We start from the raw sequence: 18,331 nt of genomic DNA, 5'->3' as shown, positions 1-18,331 counted from the left end.
TTTGTTTTATAGATCGGATTTTGATCTTCTGCTTCGTTACCTACGCTTTGATGAACGCCAACAGGTCGGCGTTTATTTTGGCAGCTTCGGTGGTAGGCATGCCGTGAGGGAAGCCGGGATATGAAATGAGCGAACCGTTTTTCAACAGCTTCACTGCCTTCAGGGCCGTGAGTGCGAACGGAACTATTTGATCGTCTTCGCCGTGCATAACCAGCACCGGCACTTGCACACTCTTGAGGTCTTCGGTGAAGTCGGTTTCAGAGAATGCCTTGATGCAATCGTAGTGAGCCTTTATTCCGCCCATCATTCCCTGGCGCCACCAGTTGTCGCGAATGCCTTGCGATATTTTTGCGCCTTCGCGATTAAAACCATAGAACGCCATGGTGAAATCCTGGAAGAACTGGGGGCGTTGTGTGGCCGTGCCTTCGCGAATGCCATCGAACACCGACAAGGGGATGCCGTCGGGATTGTCTTTTGTTTGAACCATAAGGGGCGTGACGGCGCTAACCAGCACAGCCTTTGCCACGCGGCCTTGTCCGTATTTCGCAACATAGCGAATCACTTCGCCGCCGCCGGTGGAGTGCCCCACGTGGATGGCGTTTTTCAAATCGAGTGCCGTGGCGAGTTCAGCCACATCGGCTGCGTAGGTGTCCATGTCGTTTCCTTGGGCAGTCTGGCTCGAACGGCCGTGTCCGCGACGGTCGTGTGCAATAACGCGAAAGCCTTTGTTCAGGAAGAACATCATCTGTGCATCCCAATCATCGCCCGACAGGGGCCAGCCGTGGTGAAACACAATGGGTTGTCCGGTGCCCCAATCCTTGTAATAGATTTCGGTTCCGTCTTTTGTGGTAATCTTGCTCATGTTGTTGTTTGGTTAATGGTTAGTTGTTAAAAAAACGATCTGCTACACAGCATCCTTTCCGTAGGGTTTGAGGATACTCTATAACACTATGACTGGCATTCGGGTTATCAAAAGTTTGTAGTGAACCGCGAAAGCGAAAGAGCTTTGGCGATGCGACGCGCTTGAAAGATGCGCGATCAAATGTAGTACAAATGTTCTGACGTAGATAACGTTTTTGTTGTGCTTTTTATGGATTAACGATGCGTTAACGTTTGCGTAAGAAAAATAATTTGAGAAGAACGAGAGATAGACGACGACGTGATGTTTGTGCGGGATGAATCCGAAAAGTTTCAGACGCGTGACGGTAGAATACAATCTGCAAATTGTACATCGTACACAATAATTTGAACATTGCGTTTGACGTTGTTTTAACGCGTTGTTCCGTTGAGCAGGGCTGGGGTGTGATCGCGGCCTTGCACTACCTGTCGACATGACTTAAGTATCAAAGACTCCTGACATGTCAACAAATGACACATATTCACCGGTCACGGACATCACGGACCAAGACAATCCACAACAGTAGTCGACCCATGACAATCGTCGGGTTCCACCCGACGATTGAAAATGGCATCTCCCGTATTGGTGCCACAGCACAAGCCACATCGATCTACTGAGTTACATTGGCACCTCGAAGTGCACGTTGCCTCGGGAGATGCGCCGTGTGCGCCAGGACCGTGTGTGCATCGAGGGACGCGAGCGTGGCGCAATTGAAATACATGGTTGATTTCAAATCGTCGCGTGGAAACCGATGATTATCCACGTCAAATTTTCACTTGTCGGTTAGGAATCTCCGTGTCATTTTACACTTGTCGGTTTTGGACCGGCTAGTAACAAACAACCATTATACACTCCTTAGTTAAACGACTGCCGGTATTCCAGCGGGGTCACCTTCATTTTGTTTTTGAAGAGTTTGCTGAACGATTGGGGGTGTTCAAAACCCAGCGCGTAGGCAATTTCGCTTACCGACAGTTCGGTGATGGAGAGTTTTTCTTTGGCTTTTTCGATCAGCTTGTCGTGAATGTGTTGCTGGGTGCTTTGGCCCGTCAGTGTTTTGAGCATGCTGCTCAGGTAGCCTGGCGATACGTTCAGGGTGTCGGCAACGTATTGAACGGTGGGCAATCCTTTGGTGGCCAGCGCGTCGCTGTTGAAGTAGGTGGTGAGAATTTCTTCGAGGCGATTCAGGATTTGGTGGTTTGTGATTTTGCGGGTGATGAACTGGCGGTGATAGTAGCGTTCGGAGTAGGTGAGCAGCAGGTCGAGCTGCGCAATGATCACATCCTGGCTGAAGCGGTCAATGTTTGAGCGATACTCCTGGTCTATGCTGCGCATCATGCCCATGAGTGTGGCTTCTTCTTTTTCGGAAAGGTGCAGCGCTTCGTTCACGGAATAGCTGAAGTATTCGTATTGTTTTATCTTCTGAGCCAGTGGCGTGTTCCAGAAAAAATCGGGATGGATCAGTATCATCCATCCCGACCGTTTGTTTTCCATAGTCTTGTTCACCTCGATGCTAAACAGCTGGCCGGGCGAAATAAAGAACATAATGCCATCATCGAAATCGTATTGTTGCTGACCATACTTGATGAGCGTGTTCAGGTTCCGCTTCAACGCGATGGAATAGAATTCAAACACAAAGCTTATCGACTCCTTGTGCATCACGGTTTCCAGGTTGATCAAACTGATCAGCGGATGCTCCGGCTTGGGCAGGCCCATGAGGGCGTGATATTCGCTAATGGTTTTGATCCGGTGAAGCGGGGCGTTTGCCATGTTGCAAAGTTAGCGATTATTGATTGAAGGCGGCGGCGAATTCCTTGGCAAAGTCCGTGAGCTTCACGCGACCGAGCACAGGGCGGTTCAGGTTATAGTCGTTGAACAATTCGCCGCGGTGCATGCTGGCGTTGAGGGCCACAAAGTCGGCGGCAATTTTTGGTCCCATGCCTATGGCGTGGAAGCCGCTCAGCATTTGTTCGTCGGAGATGACCGTCCACTTCAGGTCGGGCTTTCCAATGGCTTCTCCCAAAATGCGGGCTACTTCGTTGCACGTAAGTTCATCGCTCGCTACATAGCGCACTTTCCGTCCCACAAGCGGAGTTGCTATTTCGTCGGCCACCTCGACGGCGATGTCGAGGGGCGAAACCCACGACACGGTGTCGTCCGCGCCATAGTTTGCCGCCATGGTGCCCGTGTTTTTTATCGGCTTCAGAAAAGCGAACAAGTTGTAGAAGAACGCCGTGGGCCGCATGAAGGTGATGGCCACGTCCGACAGTGTGTCGAGGATGCGCTCCACACCGTGGTGACCAAGTATAAGTCCCGTGCCTTTGTCGAGATGCGCGCCAATGCTGCTGAGGTGAACAACGCGTGTCACGCCCGACTCTTTGATGGCCTGTGCATAGTTGCGGGCAACCTGGTTGTAGAAGGCCACGAGGTCGAGACTGTGGTCGAAGTAGTTTTTGGGCGGGATCATGGTATACACCGCGTCGGCGCCGGTGAAGGCGGCCGTAAGAAAATCAATGTCTTCCAACGAGCCGATGGCGGCCGTGGCGCCCAGGGCTTCGATGTCTTTTTGTTTTTCGGGGTTGCTGCTGATCACCGTCACCGCGTGTCCTTGTTGCACGAGGGTTTGGGTTAGGGGGAGACTGATGTGTCCCAGGGAACCTGTTACTGTAATTTTCATTGTTCTGTTTTTTGTTGATGCAAAGCTCCGCAGCAACAAAGAAACAGCTGTAGCCAGATCCACTGTTGTTGTAGCCAAAAAACAGCAGAATCAGCCGGGGGCCGGACAATGGCAAAAGTGTGTAGAATTTTCCACTGTACTGTGGATTATTATAGGCAATAGCACAGTGACCCAAGCGTGGTAACTGACGTGCCGGCCAACAGTTGTTTGCGGTCAGGCATCGAGTGTGAAGTAGAAATTGGAGCCGAGGCCGGGATTCGATTCGGCCCAGATTTTACCATTGTGTTTGTCAACAATTCGCTTCACAATGGCCAGGCCGATGCCCGTTCCGTTAAACTCCTTTTCGCTGTGCAGGCGCTGGAAGATGCCAAACAGTTTGTCGTAGTTTTTCATGTCGAAGCCGGCGCCGTTGTCTTTTATGAAATACACAAACTTGCCTTGTTCCTCGCGGGCACCGATCTCTACCTTGGGGTTTTCCTTTTTCTGGGAATATTTCACGGCGTTCGAAATCAGGTTGATCCACACCTGCCGCAGCATGCTGTTGTCGCCCATCACGGTGGGCATATCGTGAATGATGAGCTCGGTTCGGTCGAGGGGCATGGTGAGGGAAACCACATGCACAACTTCTTTAATCAGCTCGTTCATGTTGAATTCGGTGCGCGACACGTCTTCGTGTGCCTGTCTCGAAAAATGCAGGAGGTCTTTGATCAGCTTGGTCATCCGGTCCGACGAGCTCATGATGAGGTTTATGATCTCCATCGGCTCCTGGCCCAGGGGCATGGTCTGCAAAAAGCTGGTGAGCGCTATGATGCTGTTTAGCGGTCCGATGAGGTCGTGCGAAATGGAAGCATTAAACGAGTCCAGAAATTCAACCTGTTCAAGGCGTGCCTGAAGGGTTTCGTTCAGCGATTTCACTTTGGCTTCCGACAGTTTGCGTTCGCTGATCTCGCGTTCCAGTTTTTCGTTGGCGGCCCGCAGTTCTTTTTCATGCCGGAGCAGTTGCCTGTTTTTTTCGCTGAGCTCCACAAACGCTTTCACTTTGGCTTTCAGCAATTCGGGAATAATGGGTTTGCTGATATAGTCGATGGCACCGGCCTGATACCCTTTATAGATGTTGCCTTCAATGTCGAGGGCGGTGAGGAAGATGATGGGGATGTTGATGAGCCGGTCGCGGTGATAGATCAGCTCCGCGGTTTCAAATCCATTCATCACGGGCATCAGCACATCGAGCAGAATCAGGTGAAAGTCAACGTCGTTGAGCAAAACGGAGAGTGCTTCTTTTCCGGAACTTGCCTTCACAAGGGCGTAGTCGTCGTTGAGCAGGATAGACTCCAGGGCGAGTAAATTTTCTTCGCGGTCGTCGACCAGGAGTATTTTGAATTTAGGCGTGGTAGTGGACATTTTTTGTACGTGAAGAACAGGATCGCCGTCCTCCGGCCGGTCATTGCCAAATTGTATGCCAGACCCGGATGCACCGGCCACCGATGAATTTGATGATCTGTGAATCGCGCACGTCACTTTTTTCAATCGCCGTCGGTGCCTCACATCAATATGCGATACCCGCGCATGCAGCAATACCAGATCTTCACCCATCCTTTCACGCCGGCATCACACGCTGCGGCGTGAAAAAAAATCAAAAACCTAAAGAACCCTCGCCATGAAAAAACTCTCAACGCTTGTGTGCTGTTGCCTTTTGTGGGCATGCAGCGACCCTCAACTCACGCCCACGGCCACGGGCGTCGCCTCAACCACCGATGCGGTCACGCTCGGCCTTGGCCCGCTCAGTCCCTATGAGTGGACACGCAAAACATTGCCCGATCCGGCCTACTATCCCGTGAATGATCCCACCGACAGGAAGGAATTTATCTTTGCGAATGGCAGTGCCTACTGGTTTGTTGGTTCGGTTCTCGAATATCAATACAAACTCAACACACGCACGCAGGAGTGGGAGCTGCTGCAAGGCGATGAAGAACTGTCGAATCCATTTTTTGGTGGCTATCATTTTCTTTGCTCAAAAGGCTCGCGCTACTTTGTGGGCTTTCGCCCGGAAGGAGGCGAGACCTATGACGACGAGCGCGTGATCTATTGGCACGATATGGTCACCGGTGAAGTGGGCCATCTCCCGGATTTTCCGGGAACACTCACCGACGGCTACAACGTTTTTGCTGCGGGCGACAAACTGTATGTGATTGGTGGAAGAAAAGGAAACCTGGTGAGCAATCAATACTGGGAATATAATTTTGCCACCAACCAGTGGACCAACAAAGGCGGTTTGCCCGGCGGTGCACGCGCCTATGGCGTAGCCTATGTGATCGACGACAAAGTATATTATGGCCTTGGCTACAACGGATCGCTGCTGAACGGTCAGTTTGTGAAACAGTATAAAAACGATTGGTATTCGCTCACTCCCGGCAGTACAATCGCTGCCACGCGCGCCGATTTTCCGGGAACAAAACGCACCGACGGCGAAGGCTTTGTCCTCAAAAGCAAAGTGTATGTTGGCTGGGGCAAGAGCAGCAGTGGCACCTATCTCAACGACTTCTGGGAGTTCAACCCCAAAAACAACACGTGGACATCAAAACCGAATTGCCCGTCGGCACAATCGGGTCCCGGCAACATGCGCGCCTTTGCTATTGGCGACAACGGATATTTTATTCGGGGATGCATGGGCGAATTCTGGCGCTACAGTAATTCGCTCGTGGTCGTGCAGTGATGAACAACCGGCATGAAGTGAAACCTTCCGGGAGCGATACCCGGAAGGTTTTTTTAATTCAGCGATCACTGAATATTGGTCACGCCCTCACATCAATATGCGATACCCCGCTGTGTAGCAATGTATGATCTTCACACAGCCAATCGCGACGCGAAAACATGTGCCGTCGTGATCGCAACAACATTCTAAAAAACCCTCAATCATGAAAAAAATTACGACCCTTGTGTTTGCTTGCATGCTATGGGCATGCAGCGACCCCGTTCAACTAACGTCAACAACAACCAATGGACTTTCCAAAACCGAAGGTGCAGCCACGCTTGGTCTTGGCCTTGGTCAATATGAGTGGAAAGAAGTGCAGTTACCCGACCCGGCCCACTATCCCATCAACGACCCCACAGCCAACAAGGGCTTCCTCTTTGCCAATGGAAATGCCTACTGGTTCATCGGCTCGGTGTGGGAATATCAATACCGGCTCAACAAAGCTGCGCCCACAGAGTGGAAACTCCTGCCAAACGAAGAAAACCTATGGAACGCATTTCACGGCGGCTATCAATATCTGTTCTCGAAAGGCTCGCGCTTCTATGTCGGCTTTCATGACTATGAAGAAATTGCACCAAACGAAGAGCGCGCCATCTATTGGTACGATGTTAAAACAAGGGAGTCGGGACGTCTGGCAGATTTTCCGGGCACCATCACCGAGGGACACAACGTTTTTGCAGCGGGAGAAAAAGCGTATGTCATCGGTGGGCAGAGGGGCCTTCTGGTGAGCAATCAATATTGGGAATATGATTTCGCCACCAATCAGTGGACCAACAAAGGCGGCCTGCCCGGCGGGGCACGTGCCTATGGCGTGGCCCATGTGATCGACGGCAAGGTGTATTATGGTCTTGGTTACAACGCATCGATCCTGAATGGTCAGCTGGTGAAGCAATATAAAAACGACTGGTATTTGCTGACGCCCGGTGCAACCATTGCCGCCACGCGCGCCGATTTTCCGGGAACAAAACGCACCAACGGCGAAGGCTTTGTGATCAACAGCAAAGTCTATATAGGCTGGGGCAAAAGTGCGGGAGGCACAAACCTCAATGACTTCTGGGAGTTTAATCCAGCCAACAACACGTGGACATCGAAACCAAATTGTCCTTCGGCGCAGTCGGGACCACGCAACATGCGCGCCTTTGCCATTGGCGAGACCGGCTATTTCATCCGCGGATGCTTTGGCTCGTTCTGGACCTATAGCAACTCCACCACATTGGCCGTGGCGCAATGATGCGTATCAAATCGCATTACAAAAAACACAGCGCTTTCTGATAAATAAAAAACCTCGCCATGAAAAAACTTGCCATCCTTTTGCTTAGCTGCCTGCTCTATGCGTGCAGCGATCCTGTTCAACTCACGCCCACGGTCAGCAACCTCACCAAGACGGGCGATGTGGTGGCGTCGGGCATCGGCTTGCCCGGTGCCTATGCGTGGACCTCTTTGCCTTTGCCCGAGCCGGCATCCTATGCTGTGAATGATGTCACGGCCGACAAACAATTTATTCAGGTGAACGGAAGTGTCTATTGGTTTGTGGGCACGTTGGCTGAATTTCCATACAAGCTCAATAAACAAACGCTGCGATGGGAACTGCAGGATCTCGATGTTATCTGGAATCCTTTCTATGGTGGCTACCGTTTTCTGTTCTCGAAAGGCACACGCTACTATGTGGGCTTTCGCGGCGACGTCTATGGCGACGGTCGCATCATCTATTGGCATGACGTGGCCACGGGCACTAGCGGACAGATTGCCGAATTTCCGGGAACACTCACCCAAGGCTCCAACTTTTTTGTGGCCGGAGAAAAGGCCTACATCATTGGCGGCCAAAAAGGAAACCTTGTGAGCAATCAATATTGGGAATACGACTTCGCCACCAACCAGTGGACCGACAAAGGCGGCCTGCCCGGCGGTGCACGCGCCTATGGCGTTGTGCATGTGGTAGACGACAAAGTATACTACGGTCTTGGCTACAACGGATCACTGCTCAATGGCCAGTTTGTGAAGCAATATAAAAACGACTGGTATTCGTTGACTCCCGGTGCAACCATTGCCGCCGTGCGCGCCGATTTTCCGGGAACAAAAAGAACCGATGGCGAAGGCTTTGTGATCAACAGCAAAGCCTATGTGGGCTGGGGCAGAAGTGCAGCGGGCACATACCTCAACGACTTCTGGGAATATAATCCTGCCAACAACACATGGGCATCGAAACCAAACTGCCCTTCGGCACAGACGGGCCAGCAAAACATGCGCGCCTTTGCACTGGGCAACAACGGCTATTTCATACGCGGATGCCTGGGAGCATTCTGGCGCTATGGCAACACAACCCTGGTGGCAACACCGTGATGTCTATGGTTTAGGGTGAATGTTAGCCTGACAGGTGTGATGCCTGTCAGGCTTTTTTTCGTTTGATAATTATGGCAGAGGGAATACTACTCGCCCTTCTGTTTCAAAATTCCGGGGAGCAAATCTTTCAACGCTGTCGGTGTTCTTCCGATTAGTTTTTCCAGGGAATTGTCGGCATACGAAAACTCGTTGCTGCCAATGGCGTCGGCCACGCCCAGCATCATGGGCACATAAATTTCGGGAACGCCAGCTTTGACGAGACCGTCTTTCATGGCGTCGAGGGTGATGGAGTGGTAGGTGATGGTTTTGCCCACAGCTGCACTCAGCAAGGCAGCAAGCTCTGCAAACGAGATCGACCTGGCCGCCGTGATCTCATAGATCGTGTTGACATGCGCCGCAGGATTTTGCAACACCACAGCAGCAGCCTCGGCCATGTCGGTACGCGAAGCCAGGTTGACGGTGGCGTTGCCTGCAGGATAATACAAATCGCCGCTCGTCAAGGCATCGCCCAGCAGCATGGGCAGCACCTCGGCATAAAACGTGTTGCGCAGCACGGTGTAGGCAATGCCCGATGTTTTCAGAAATTCTTCGGTTTCATAGTGATCGATGCCCGGTGTGAATTTCATAGCCGACGCTGCCTTCAGGGCGCTGGTGTAAACAATATGCTTCACATGATTTTCTTTGGCCGCGTCAACCACGTTTTTGTGTTGCTGCACGCGATCGACCAGGGTGCCCGACGAAACAAAAAGAAGGGTGTCAACACCTTTGAAGGCGGCGCTGAGCGATGCCTTGTCGTTGAAGTCGCCCACGCGTGTGGCAATGCCGGGGAGCGCGCTGGCTTTGGCCGTGTCGCGCACCAGGGCGACGATGTTTTTTTTGTCAACTCCTTTTTGCAGGAGGAAGTCGATGGTGGCCTTTCCGAAGTGTCCGGTGGCGCCGGTGATCAAGATCATGTGTGCAGTGATTTAAATGTTTTGTGAAAATAGTTTCGCGACCCGTGAACCATTGCCGACTTTTGCGGGCAATTGGTTACTTTTAATAACTCAAAGCTATCGGGTAACTGTAGCGGAAACAAGAAGGCACAAAACCAGAAGTCAGTATCATGAGCATAACTATTGTTGACAATCAGCCGGTTGCACGGCAAAAAAAGATCGAAACCATTCTCAAAGAAACCCGGAAATCGAACGGCGTTTGCCCCGTGCAGGGCTTTCTGGAACACATTGGCAGCAAGTGGGCCATGATGGTGATCCTGAACCTTGGCTATTCCGGCAAAACACGTTTCAACGAACTGAAGGGCAGAGTGGCCGGCATTTCGCAGCGCATGCTCACTGTGACCCTTCGCTCGCTCGAAGAAAACGGATTGGTGACCCGCAAGGTGTTTCCCGAAATTCCCCCACGCGTAGAATACGACCTCACCCCACTCGGCAAAAGCCTGCTCGACGTGATGATGAGCCTCGGCGACTGGGCCGTGAAACACGAAACCGAAATCAACACGGCCCGGAAGAAGTTTGCAAAAGCTTAGCACATCTTTTTAGTAACATCACACCAACCCTTGAGAGATGAAGATTCTGAAAAACATTTTAGCGATTGTTGTTGGCTATGCTGTGTTTGTGATTAGCGGATCTTGAATTAGCTCGAGGTCGTATAAGCGAACTTTGTGAAGAAACTAATAAATAGCATTCTATCAGTTTTTAAGAGGAAACTTGATCCACACAAGGAACTGCGACAACGATTGGTAGTTGCCGGTGTAGACTTAGTTCCCTTCCATGAAATCTCCATTCGGGGAAGGATGGCGTTTTCAATTTGCTGCTTTCGTGCCTTAATAAAGAAGCTTGGCTATGAAGCGCTGGACTGGAATTTCTTGTTTTATGAATTGTGGCGGTTCACGAGTATTCAATATGTTGATACATGGCTGTATGACTTCGCTAGTCCTTGGGCTGTCATGGACGATGTGTATAGTAGCGAGGACTACCCGTATTTCACGCGTGAGCAGTTCGATGATCTTAAGAAACTCTATGGTTCGGTAAATGAAGATACCCGTCAGGTTGTGGATTTAATGTTTGAAATGTGTACAGTTGAAATGTATGGCAAGGTGACTAAGAATGGAATGAGTTTTGAATCTCTGGAATCTATTGTTGATGTAATGGTTACTAATCAGGTGACGCTACCTGTGATAGACCAGTTTAAGAAATAAGAATTTGGCGTAGAAGGCTGGGGAGATAGATTTGGCAGGGAAGATGTTTCGTGTGATGGCTAGCCTTAAAAGCTATGCGTCACCTCGGCGCCCCAGCCCCCTGCGCCCGTTGCGGATTGAAAGAATCTTCAACATACCGCGGTTCTTTTGCATCCGGCTTCTTGAAACGTTTATATAACGCAACAAGCCCCGTGCTCTTTCGCAAGAAAAACGATTGGACCGCATGCGGATACTTCAACGGAAATACTTTTCGCAAACGGCTGTCGAAGTGTGCCAGCAAAAAGGTTCTTCCTTTCTCGGGATCGTTGCTAAACCACCGCCGCACAAAATCATCAATCAACACCTTGCAGCACTGCATACCAGCGTCCGAGGGCTTGAAGTGTGCCTTTTCATAATCATCATAATAGCTGAGAAAGGCATTCCAATCCTGAGGCACGTCTTCAAGTTTCATGAGCGCGCCCACATCTCTCCAGAAAATGGCCAACGCCTGTTTCTCGTGTTCTGATTTCGACGACAAGCCAATGCTGCGAAGGAAACGATCGCCATAAACACACAGCGTGGTGAGCGTGTAGAGAAACTGCGGGTTCGAAATGGTGAAGTGCCGGTGAATGTTGTTGAGCTTCTCAATGCTCGCCCTGCCTTCTTCGGAATGCGGCCCGTAGCGAAACCACTGCCCAAAGAAATGCAACGTCTCGTCCGTGCGTTCGGGACCGGCCTTTATCATGCGCCCCGCACCGGCGCGATAGATCACGGCAGCAATGCCCGGGTCGGCCAGCTGACGGGCAAAGCCGATGGTGTAGAGCAGGTGATGAACAAACGGATTTCGGTCGCGCCAGTTCATGAGCAGGTCCACGATCTGCGCGTTGTCGTGCTCGGCATGCAGGGTGCTGATCTTTTTGTCGATCCACCGGTGTTTTTTTGTTTCGGTCATGATGTTGAGGTTGACAGGGCTCCGATTGCTGGCCTCAGGATGTATCCAACCTTACACTGAATCCTCACCGATCCCGGGGATGTTGAATGACTTTGGGAAAAGCAGCGAGATGAAGATAGCGAACGCAGGTGTTGACGTATTGTAAAAAAGCGAACGATAAAACAAAACGCAACAGCCACACCCATGTCTCACACGCACACCGCTCTCCAGCATGCCTCCATCAGGGCCTGGCATTACCTTTGGTCTGGCAGTGGCATGTGCGGGTAAGGTCAAGCCCTGATGGAGGTATGCGGGGCCACCGCGGCCCAGGAGCGGGGCTATGAACGTGCCCCACGCCTTTGTGCAACTGACCGACCGCGGCAAGATGGTGGTGAGCTACCTGCCCGCCGGAAAAATGGAAGCCTTCTTCGCCCTCACCAACCAATGGCAATCACCCCCAACCAAAGAAGAAATTGAAGACGCTTTTGCCCAGCACGACATGAAAGTGGTGGGGCCACCGCTAAAGGTGGATTAAGGGAATGATTTTCGGTATGGCCTGTTGCCGCTTGTGGCCGGCGAAGAATTAGCTTTTTTTGGCTATTTTTGCTGTAGCATGAAAATCAAAAAACTGTCGCTAAACAATTTTAAGCGCTTCACAAATCTTACTATCGATAACATACCCGGCGCGGCTAAGCTTGTCTTGCTAATTGGTTCAAACGGATCAGGAAAATCATCCATTTTCGACGCTTTCGAGTTGTTCAATTCGCTGGGTAAATCTCAAGGAATAGCCGAGGGGTGGGAATACTACAGAAAGGCTAAGAACAAGAACATAGAGATAGCTTTAACAACCCAGAATGACGTTGTTTGGAGCACCGACGAGACTACTACAAAAACATTCACAAATGCTGGAAATCCTTTTTATGGACGAACCAGCTTCAGGCAGGTTCCGAGACTGACCCGGACAACCTTGGGCACATCGTTCGATTTTTCTAATGACACCGACAGGCCAAGACTATTTATTGAGAAGGACAACAGGTTTGAAAATGATATTGAAAAGATTACCGAAACGATTCTGAAAGATTTCTTTCGGTCTAACAATTCCAAAGAGCAAATACGCGACCGGTATATCCTGCCTATAAACAACGCCTTGAAGAATATTTTTGGCGAAGGAAACGGCACAAAGCTGCAATTGATTGAAATTATTCCACCCCTCGAAGGGAAAGTGGCCCAGATAAATTTCCGGAAGGGCGATTCAGAGATACACTACAACTTCTTAAGCGCAGGCGAAAAGGAAGTCTTTAATTTATTGGTGAATCTTTTGTCGAGGGCTGCCTTATATCAGGATACGATCTATTTTCTCGACGAAATAGATTTGCATCTTAATACAAAACTCCAATTCAATCTGATAAAGGAGGTTAGCGAAAACTGGATTCCCGCAACTTGCCAGCTCTGGACGGCCACACATTCCCTGGGTTTTATTGAATATGCCAAGCAATCGGCCGATAGCGTTATTATTGACTTTGATGACTTCGATTTTGATTTGCCTCGCGTGTTGTCGCCATTGCCTAAAGACAATCCGGATGTTTATGAAATTGCAGTAGGTAAAGAATTTCTGCCTGCATTGTTTCGGCAAATGGATATATACTTTGTGGAGAACAAAGATCGCGACTACTACGCTTCGGTGGGCATCGCAAATGCCATATTTGTTTCCGACAACAATCGGAACAATGTGTATCACAAGGTGCGCACAACAACCTATAAGGGAATTGTGGACCGCGATTTTTTAAGCGATGACGACATCACTCAAATTGTGCGACAATATCCTAACCTGAAAGTGTTGCGATACTACAGCATAGAGAACTATATGTATCATCCGGATAATCTTAATGCATACTTTCAGGCTAAACATTTGCCGTTCGACAAGGCGACTTACATTGCCGATCTGACCAAAGCAAAGAACGATGCGAAAAACATCATCACACTGTCCATAAATCTGGTGAGAACTGGTTATCCTTTTTTTGGAGAGCCGGAATTTAATGGAACAGCATTGCAAAATAGATTCAAGGGCCACCAGGAAAACTTGACGCAAACTGTAGTGATAGGAGAATATTTGAACAGCGATGATCTGGAAACGTATTATAAAGCGTTGCCCATGAAAACCTATTGCACGCAATTGCCGCAAAGACAAAATGTTTCTAAATCCGACTTGAGTAAGACAGCTTGGTTTAAAGATCGCATCCAAGAGATTTTATAGGAGCGCATACACAACATAGTGTATGAAAGTTATGGACAAATCAAGAATGGTTTGTCTTTTTTGTCTAGCCCTTCTCCCGCTTGCTAACAAACAACCAAAACCCAACACCAACAAACACCACAAAATAAATCACGGCCATCACATGCACACTCACCAGCGGCGCAGCAATCTTGTTGTCGGGCAGTGACTTCAGATAATTAAAGATCGGATAGGTATAGGGCACCGCAAACCCAAACTTCCACTTCAAACTCCCCAGCGCAGCAATCCACAAAATGACGCCGGTGCCAATGGACACCAGGAAGTTTTTATAGTGCAGGCTCAACAAATATTGCAACCCCACAATGGGCAACGTGTCGAGAAAGAAGAGCAGCGTTTCGCGCACAAACAAATCGGAAGGGATGGGCGCCGTGGGATAGGGAACACCCGCAACAACCAGATAGGGCACCAACGCCGCCAGGTAGATGCCCACGTTGAACAGCACAAAGAACTGCACCAACATGAACACAATGATGGCCAGCTTCGAAAAGAAGATGGTGGCCAGCGACAGCGGCAAGGTGTGCAGTTGCTTCCACGTGTTGTTTTTGTATTCCAGTTGTGCAATGAGACTGGTGGTGAGAATGCTGCCCATGGGCAACAGAAAGATGGCGATCGACTCCCACGCGTTGCGCCACAACGTGGCCCAGAAGGTGGGCGAGGCATAGGAGGTAGCAAGCGTGTCGTGATAGATGATGCGCACCACAATGATGATGACCGGTGTGAAGAAGGCGCCCACAAGCACGATCCACGTGGCGAGGCTTCGTTTGGTTTTGAGCCATTCGCTTTGCAGGCTGTTGAAGAAGGAGCGTGTCATGGAGATTATTTAACGAGGTCGATGAAGATAGATTCAAGATCGTTTTTCACGATGCCGATTTCAAACACCTTGATGTCGTGGTGCACCAGCTGCTGGTTGATGGCCGCAAGGTGTTCTTTGGGAAGCGAGGGCAAAATGAGTTTGCCGTCGTGTTGGGTGGCGGCAATGTTTTGCTGGTGCAGCAGTTGCTGCGACAGGTCCGGGTTGCTGGTGTCGAGCACCACCTGCAGCGACTGTTGTTGTTTGCTGCGCAACGCATCGAGCGTGCCCTGAAACATGATGGTGCCCTTGTTGATGATGCCCACATGCGTGACCAACCGCTCAATCTCCGCCAGCAGGTGACTGGAGATGAGAATGGTGGTGTTCCACTCCTGGTTAAGATGCTTCAACAACTCCCGGATCTCGATGATGCCATTCGGATCAAGTCCATTGGTAGGCTCATCCAGAATGAGCAACGCCGGCTGAGGCAACAACGCCACAGCAATGGCCAGCCGCTGCTTCATGCCCAACGAAAACTGCGACACCCTCTTGCGCCCCGTGTGCGGCAACCCAACCAACGCCAACACCTCATCCACACGCCCGGGAGCACACCGATACACCTTCTGCAACACCACCAGATTTTCACGCGCCGTAAGATGCCCATAGAGCGACGGGCTTTCAATGAGCGACCCCACATTGCGCAACACCTCCAACCGACTCTGTTCAAACAAATCGCCAAACACCCTGATGCTCCCTTCCTGCTTCCGCAACAACCCCAACACCAGCCGCAGCGTTGTGGTCTTGCCCGCCCCATTCGGCCCAAGAAATCCATAGATGCTGCCATGCTCGACGCGAAGGTTGACGTTGTTCACGGCGATGTCGTGAGGGGTGAAGCGGTGGGTGAGGTTTTGGGTTTCGAGGGTGAGCATCTTCCTGGTTTTGGGGAAGACGGTGTGGGTTGGGGAATGTTACAGATGAAGCTGGAGATTGGTTTAATGAGAATGTGACGTACGGCTCTATGTCCTCGACGTGAAGCGGTGACGGTTTTAGGTTAACAGACTATCGTCTAGTTCCATTGGTCCATGGCTTTCACTGTCGTCAAAAGCTGACTTTATTGCAGGTTAGCATTTTTTTAATGCTTGAGAATACAGTTGACTCGTATGATAAAAGCTTTTACATTTATTTATACTCTTTGACTTCAAAGATCGTTGCGACTATCCTGTCCCTTGGTGCTTTGATCGAAGCTGTTGACGGAGTTAAAGCCTACCTAGAGTATCCCTTTCTAAGGAAGGGAATAAAAAAATTTACTTAAATCCAATGAAAATCTAAACTCAATGGCATCGAAATCCAGCGTTGTTCAAAGCCTATTCGATAAAGGAAAGCAGTCGGTTCTCAAAGATGAGTATGTCTACATAATATTTGAGCAAAATGAAAGAATCGAGGACGTCGTTCAAATTCTTGTGTCGAACAAATTTTCTGTCTCTATAGAAGGTGTGCCTGGTGAATCAATGTTTGTTGTCTATGAATTTGATGACGGTAAGGCTGGGTATGCATTGAGTCCGGACGAAACAGAAAAATGGTTTAAAAAATTGGATAAGAAAGGGGTTGTGTATTTCTTGGCTGGCTATAGAAATGTAAATAATGAGTATGATGTTTTTGTGGATTGGCCAGCTGCTAGAATTCCAGTCGCTGCTTACACCTCGGTATTTGATAAGTCCAAAATTGATGTAGTTCAAGAAGGAACTTCATTGGGAGGTAAAGTGGAAAATTTATTTCTGCTTGAGGAGAGTACCAATTTCAAATTTAGAAATGATACGATTAAACCAGCACTTAATGTTAAAATTCAGTCAGCAATATTTTTTAAATTGATAGAAAGTATGTTTACCTCTGAGAGCGGATTGCTACTTGGGATATTTGGACGGTGGGGACGAGGGAAAACTTTTTTCTGGAATCACTTAGTTGCAGACTTGTTGAATGATCCTAATAGAAAATACGAGCACTTGGAATTTCATGCTTGGAAGTACCAAGACACTCCAGCGTCATGGGCTTATTTGTATGAAATTTTTGTTACTACATTTTATCGACGATCGCGCCGGATTCTCGGTTTTGAATTCGTGTTCGTTAATAGGATAGTCTTGAATTTTGCTAGACTAGGTATGTCGAAATTTCTCTTTGGACTTTGTCAAATTGCATTTGGGATAGTCTGGTATTTTGTTCTTTCTTTTGCGACCAAGTTAGATGGTTTTGTTAAAATAGTATCCTATGTAGGAATTAGTACTTTGCTTTCAAGTTTATTCTTTTACTACAGATATAGTGGCTTGGCGATTGATCTATTTAGGTCATATTTTGCGGAAAGTACTTTTACAAGTGTCCTTGGGATGCAGGCAGAAATTCAAAAGGAGCTAATTATACTGTTGCGGACGTGGATACCTGACAAACATGTAGGCTTGAGGAGAATAGTTTTGTTTGTTGATGATGTTGATCGATGCGGCGAGGATCGTATCATTCAAATAATCGATTCCTTAAAGATAATGATGGACGATAGAAATATTTCGTCGAGAGTCATTGTTATAGCTGCGATTGATGAAGCTGTCCTTAAGAGAGCGATCAATGCCAAATATTTTAAGATGATTGACAAAGATCTAAATCTTGGACCAGAGGCGAAGATTGCTGAGTTGGAGAGGTTATGTCGAGAGTATATGGATAAATTGTTCATTAATGGATTCAAACTAGGAGTATTATCGAGCGAGGATAAATTGGAGGTTCTCAAGAATCTTACTGAAGATCAGACTTTTTTTCGTGAGGAAAATATATCAATTTCAAATGTAGTGGATGTTGTATCGGAAAATAAAGAACGCGAGAAACGGAGAATTCCTAATTTGGAGAGCTATACTTCACTTTTGCCCGATAAGAATTTTGAGATAATGGACTATGAACTCAGTTTTTTGCGTGAGGCTGTGGAGAAGTATAAAAAGGCCACACCAAGATCAATTAGAATTTTTTACTATCGCTATTTGCTGGCAAAGGCCTTTAAGGATGCGTTCATTAAAAGGAATAGTGCTATTTTTTTTGAATGGAATTACTTTCAAAATGAAAAGGCAATATTGCCGTATTTAATTGTGGAGTATAGCGGAAATAAATCTCATCAGGATTTACTGGATATGATTGATTCGATCGCTGCTAGTAAAGAAGGGGTTGTTGAGATATCTTCTTTAAACAGGTCGTTTTCCTTGTCTAAGGAACTGTGCCTTCTGCTGTTGAAGATTGTGGAAGTTGTGGCGCCGTATTAGCGTGAATTAAATTGAACTTGTCTTTTTTTTGGCTCAGTAACCGTCTGTTTAGTAGAATAAAGAATTTACGTGTAGTAGTTCCGACTTAATCTGACAGTTGGGTTAACTTAGAAGTGCAAACTATCTAAAGTCAAACCCTTTAAACTGTCAGAAAAATGAGAACAGAATCTAAGTTAATCAAAACGAAATT

Annotated in this window: 16 protein-coding genes; 8 read left to right on the top strand and 8 right to left on the bottom strand. The window is 48.6% G+C overall.

Annotation, left to right across the window (positions count from 1 at the left end):
- Positions 1-40 precede the first annotated feature (40 nt).
- From JI741_RS29985 to JI741_RS29970, 4 genes are all read right to left on the bottom strand, one after another.
- Positions 41-862 (bottom strand): alpha/beta fold hydrolase, encoded by an 822-nt coding sequence (locus JI741_RS29985; RefSeq protein WP_202015976.1) that lies wholly within the window; start codon positions 860-862, stop codon positions 41-43.
- A gap of 891 nt (positions 863-1,753) precedes the next feature.
- Positions 1,754-2,665: a helix-turn-helix domain-containing protein gene (locus tag JI741_RS29980; protein ID WP_202015973.1), complete on the bottom strand. Its 912-nt coding sequence runs from the start codon at positions 2,663-2,665 to the stop codon at positions 1,754-1,756.
- Between the two features lie 16 nt (positions 2,666-2,681).
- Positions 2,682-3,572, bottom strand: coding sequence for an NAD(P)H-binding protein (locus JI741_RS29975; RefSeq protein ID WP_202015972.1), 891 nt, complete (start codon positions 3,570-3,572; stop codon positions 2,682-2,684).
- 213 nt (positions 3,573-3,785) lie between these two features.
- Positions 3,786-4,973 carry a sensor histidine kinase gene (locus JI741_RS29970; protein WP_202015970.1) on the bottom strand — a complete coding sequence of 396 codons (1,188 nt, stop codon included), beginning with the start codon at positions 4,971-4,973 and terminating at the stop codon, positions 3,786-3,788.
- A gap of 256 nt (positions 4,974-5,229) precedes the next feature.
- Here JI741_RS29970 and JI741_RS29965 point away from each other — a divergent pair, with 256 nt between their 5' ends.
- From JI741_RS29965 to JI741_RS29955, 3 genes are all read left to right on the top strand, one after another.
- On the top strand, positions 5,230-6,285 hold the full coding sequence (locus tag JI741_RS29965) for a Kelch repeat-containing protein (protein WP_202015968.1): 1,056 nt from the start codon (positions 5,230-5,232) through the stop codon (positions 6,283-6,285).
- Positions 6,286-6,487: 202 nt separating this feature from the next.
- Positions 6,488-7,555, top strand: a complete 1,068-nt coding sequence (locus JI741_RS29960) for a Kelch repeat-containing protein (RefSeq protein WP_202015966.1) — start codon at positions 6,488-6,490, stop codon at positions 7,553-7,555.
- Between the two features lie 59 nt (positions 7,556-7,614).
- Positions 7,615-8,664, top strand: coding sequence for a Kelch repeat-containing protein (locus JI741_RS29955; protein ID WP_202015964.1), 1,050 nt, complete (start codon positions 7,615-7,617; stop codon positions 8,662-8,664).
- An 86-nt stretch (positions 8,665-8,750) separates the two neighbouring features.
- Here the strand turns inward: JI741_RS29955 and JI741_RS29950 are convergent, their stop codons facing one another.
- Entirely contained in the window at positions 8,751-9,617 is an 867-nt protein-coding gene (locus JI741_RS29950; protein WP_202015962.1) for an SDR family oxidoreductase, read from the bottom strand.
- A gap of 149 nt (positions 9,618-9,766) precedes the next feature.
- Here JI741_RS29950 and JI741_RS29945 point away from each other — a divergent pair, with 149 nt between their 5' ends.
- Both JI741_RS29945 and JI741_RS29940 read left to right on the top strand, forming a co-directional pair.
- Positions 9,767-10,186 carry a winged helix-turn-helix transcriptional regulator gene (locus tag JI741_RS29945; RefSeq protein ID WP_202015959.1) on the top strand — a complete coding sequence of 140 codons (420 nt, stop codon included), beginning with the start codon at positions 9,767-9,769 and terminating at the stop codon, positions 10,184-10,186.
- A 135-nt stretch (positions 10,187-10,321) separates the two neighbouring features.
- The gene (locus tag JI741_RS29940) at positions 10,322-10,858 is read left to right on the top strand and encodes a hypothetical protein (RefSeq protein WP_202015958.1); all 537 of its coding nucleotides are present in this window, start codon (positions 10,322-10,324) and stop codon (positions 10,856-10,858) included.
- A gap of 79 nt (positions 10,859-10,937) precedes the next feature.
- On the opposite strand, the gene JI741_RS29935 is transcribed toward JI741_RS29940, so the two are convergent.
- Positions 10,938-11,789, bottom strand: a complete 852-nt coding sequence (locus JI741_RS29935) for an oxygenase MpaB family protein (protein ID WP_202015956.1) — start codon at positions 11,787-11,789, stop codon at positions 10,938-10,940.
- A gap of 319 nt (positions 11,790-12,108) precedes the next feature.
- Between JI741_RS29935 and JI741_RS29930 the strand changes: the two genes are divergently transcribed.
- Together JI741_RS29930 and JI741_RS29925 are read left to right on the top strand one after the other, a co-directional pair.
- Positions 12,109-12,303 (top strand): hypothetical protein, encoded by a 195-nt coding sequence (locus tag JI741_RS29930; protein ID WP_202015954.1) that lies wholly within the window; start codon positions 12,109-12,111, stop codon positions 12,301-12,303.
- A 33-nt stretch (positions 12,304-12,336) separates the two neighbouring features.
- A complete protein-coding gene (locus JI741_RS29925) occupies positions 12,337-14,022 on the top strand; it encodes an AAA family ATPase (RefSeq protein ID WP_202015953.1) in 1,686 nt (561 codons plus the stop codon).
- 64 nt (positions 14,023-14,086) lie between these two features.
- Here the strand turns inward: JI741_RS29925 and JI741_RS29920 are convergent, their stop codons facing one another.
- Positions 14,087-14,872: an ABC transporter permease gene (locus JI741_RS29920; RefSeq protein ID WP_202015952.1), complete on the bottom strand. Its 786-nt coding sequence runs from the start codon at positions 14,870-14,872 to the stop codon at positions 14,087-14,089.
- A gap of 5 nt (positions 14,873-14,877) precedes the next feature.
- Positions 14,878-15,780 carry an ABC transporter ATP-binding protein gene (locus JI741_RS29915; RefSeq protein WP_202015951.1) on the bottom strand — a complete coding sequence of 301 codons (903 nt, stop codon included), beginning with the start codon at positions 15,778-15,780 and terminating at the stop codon, positions 14,878-14,880.
- A gap of 405 nt (positions 15,781-16,185) precedes the next feature.
- Between JI741_RS29915 and JI741_RS29910 the strand changes: the two genes are divergently transcribed.
- Positions 16,186-18,141, top strand: a complete 1,956-nt coding sequence (locus JI741_RS29910; protein WP_202015950.1) for a P-loop NTPase fold protein — start codon at positions 16,186-16,188, stop codon at positions 18,139-18,141.
- The last annotated feature ends 190 nt before the right edge of the window (positions 18,142-18,331 follow it).

The organism is Chryseolinea lacunae (assembly GCF_016735595.1).
GTDB lineage: Bacteria > Bacteroidota > Bacteroidia > Cytophagales > Cyclobacteriaceae > Chryseolinea > Chryseolinea lacunae.
The sequence above is the reverse complement of the archived record's forward strand: the minus strand, read 5'-3'. Positions and strand labels throughout refer to the sequence as shown.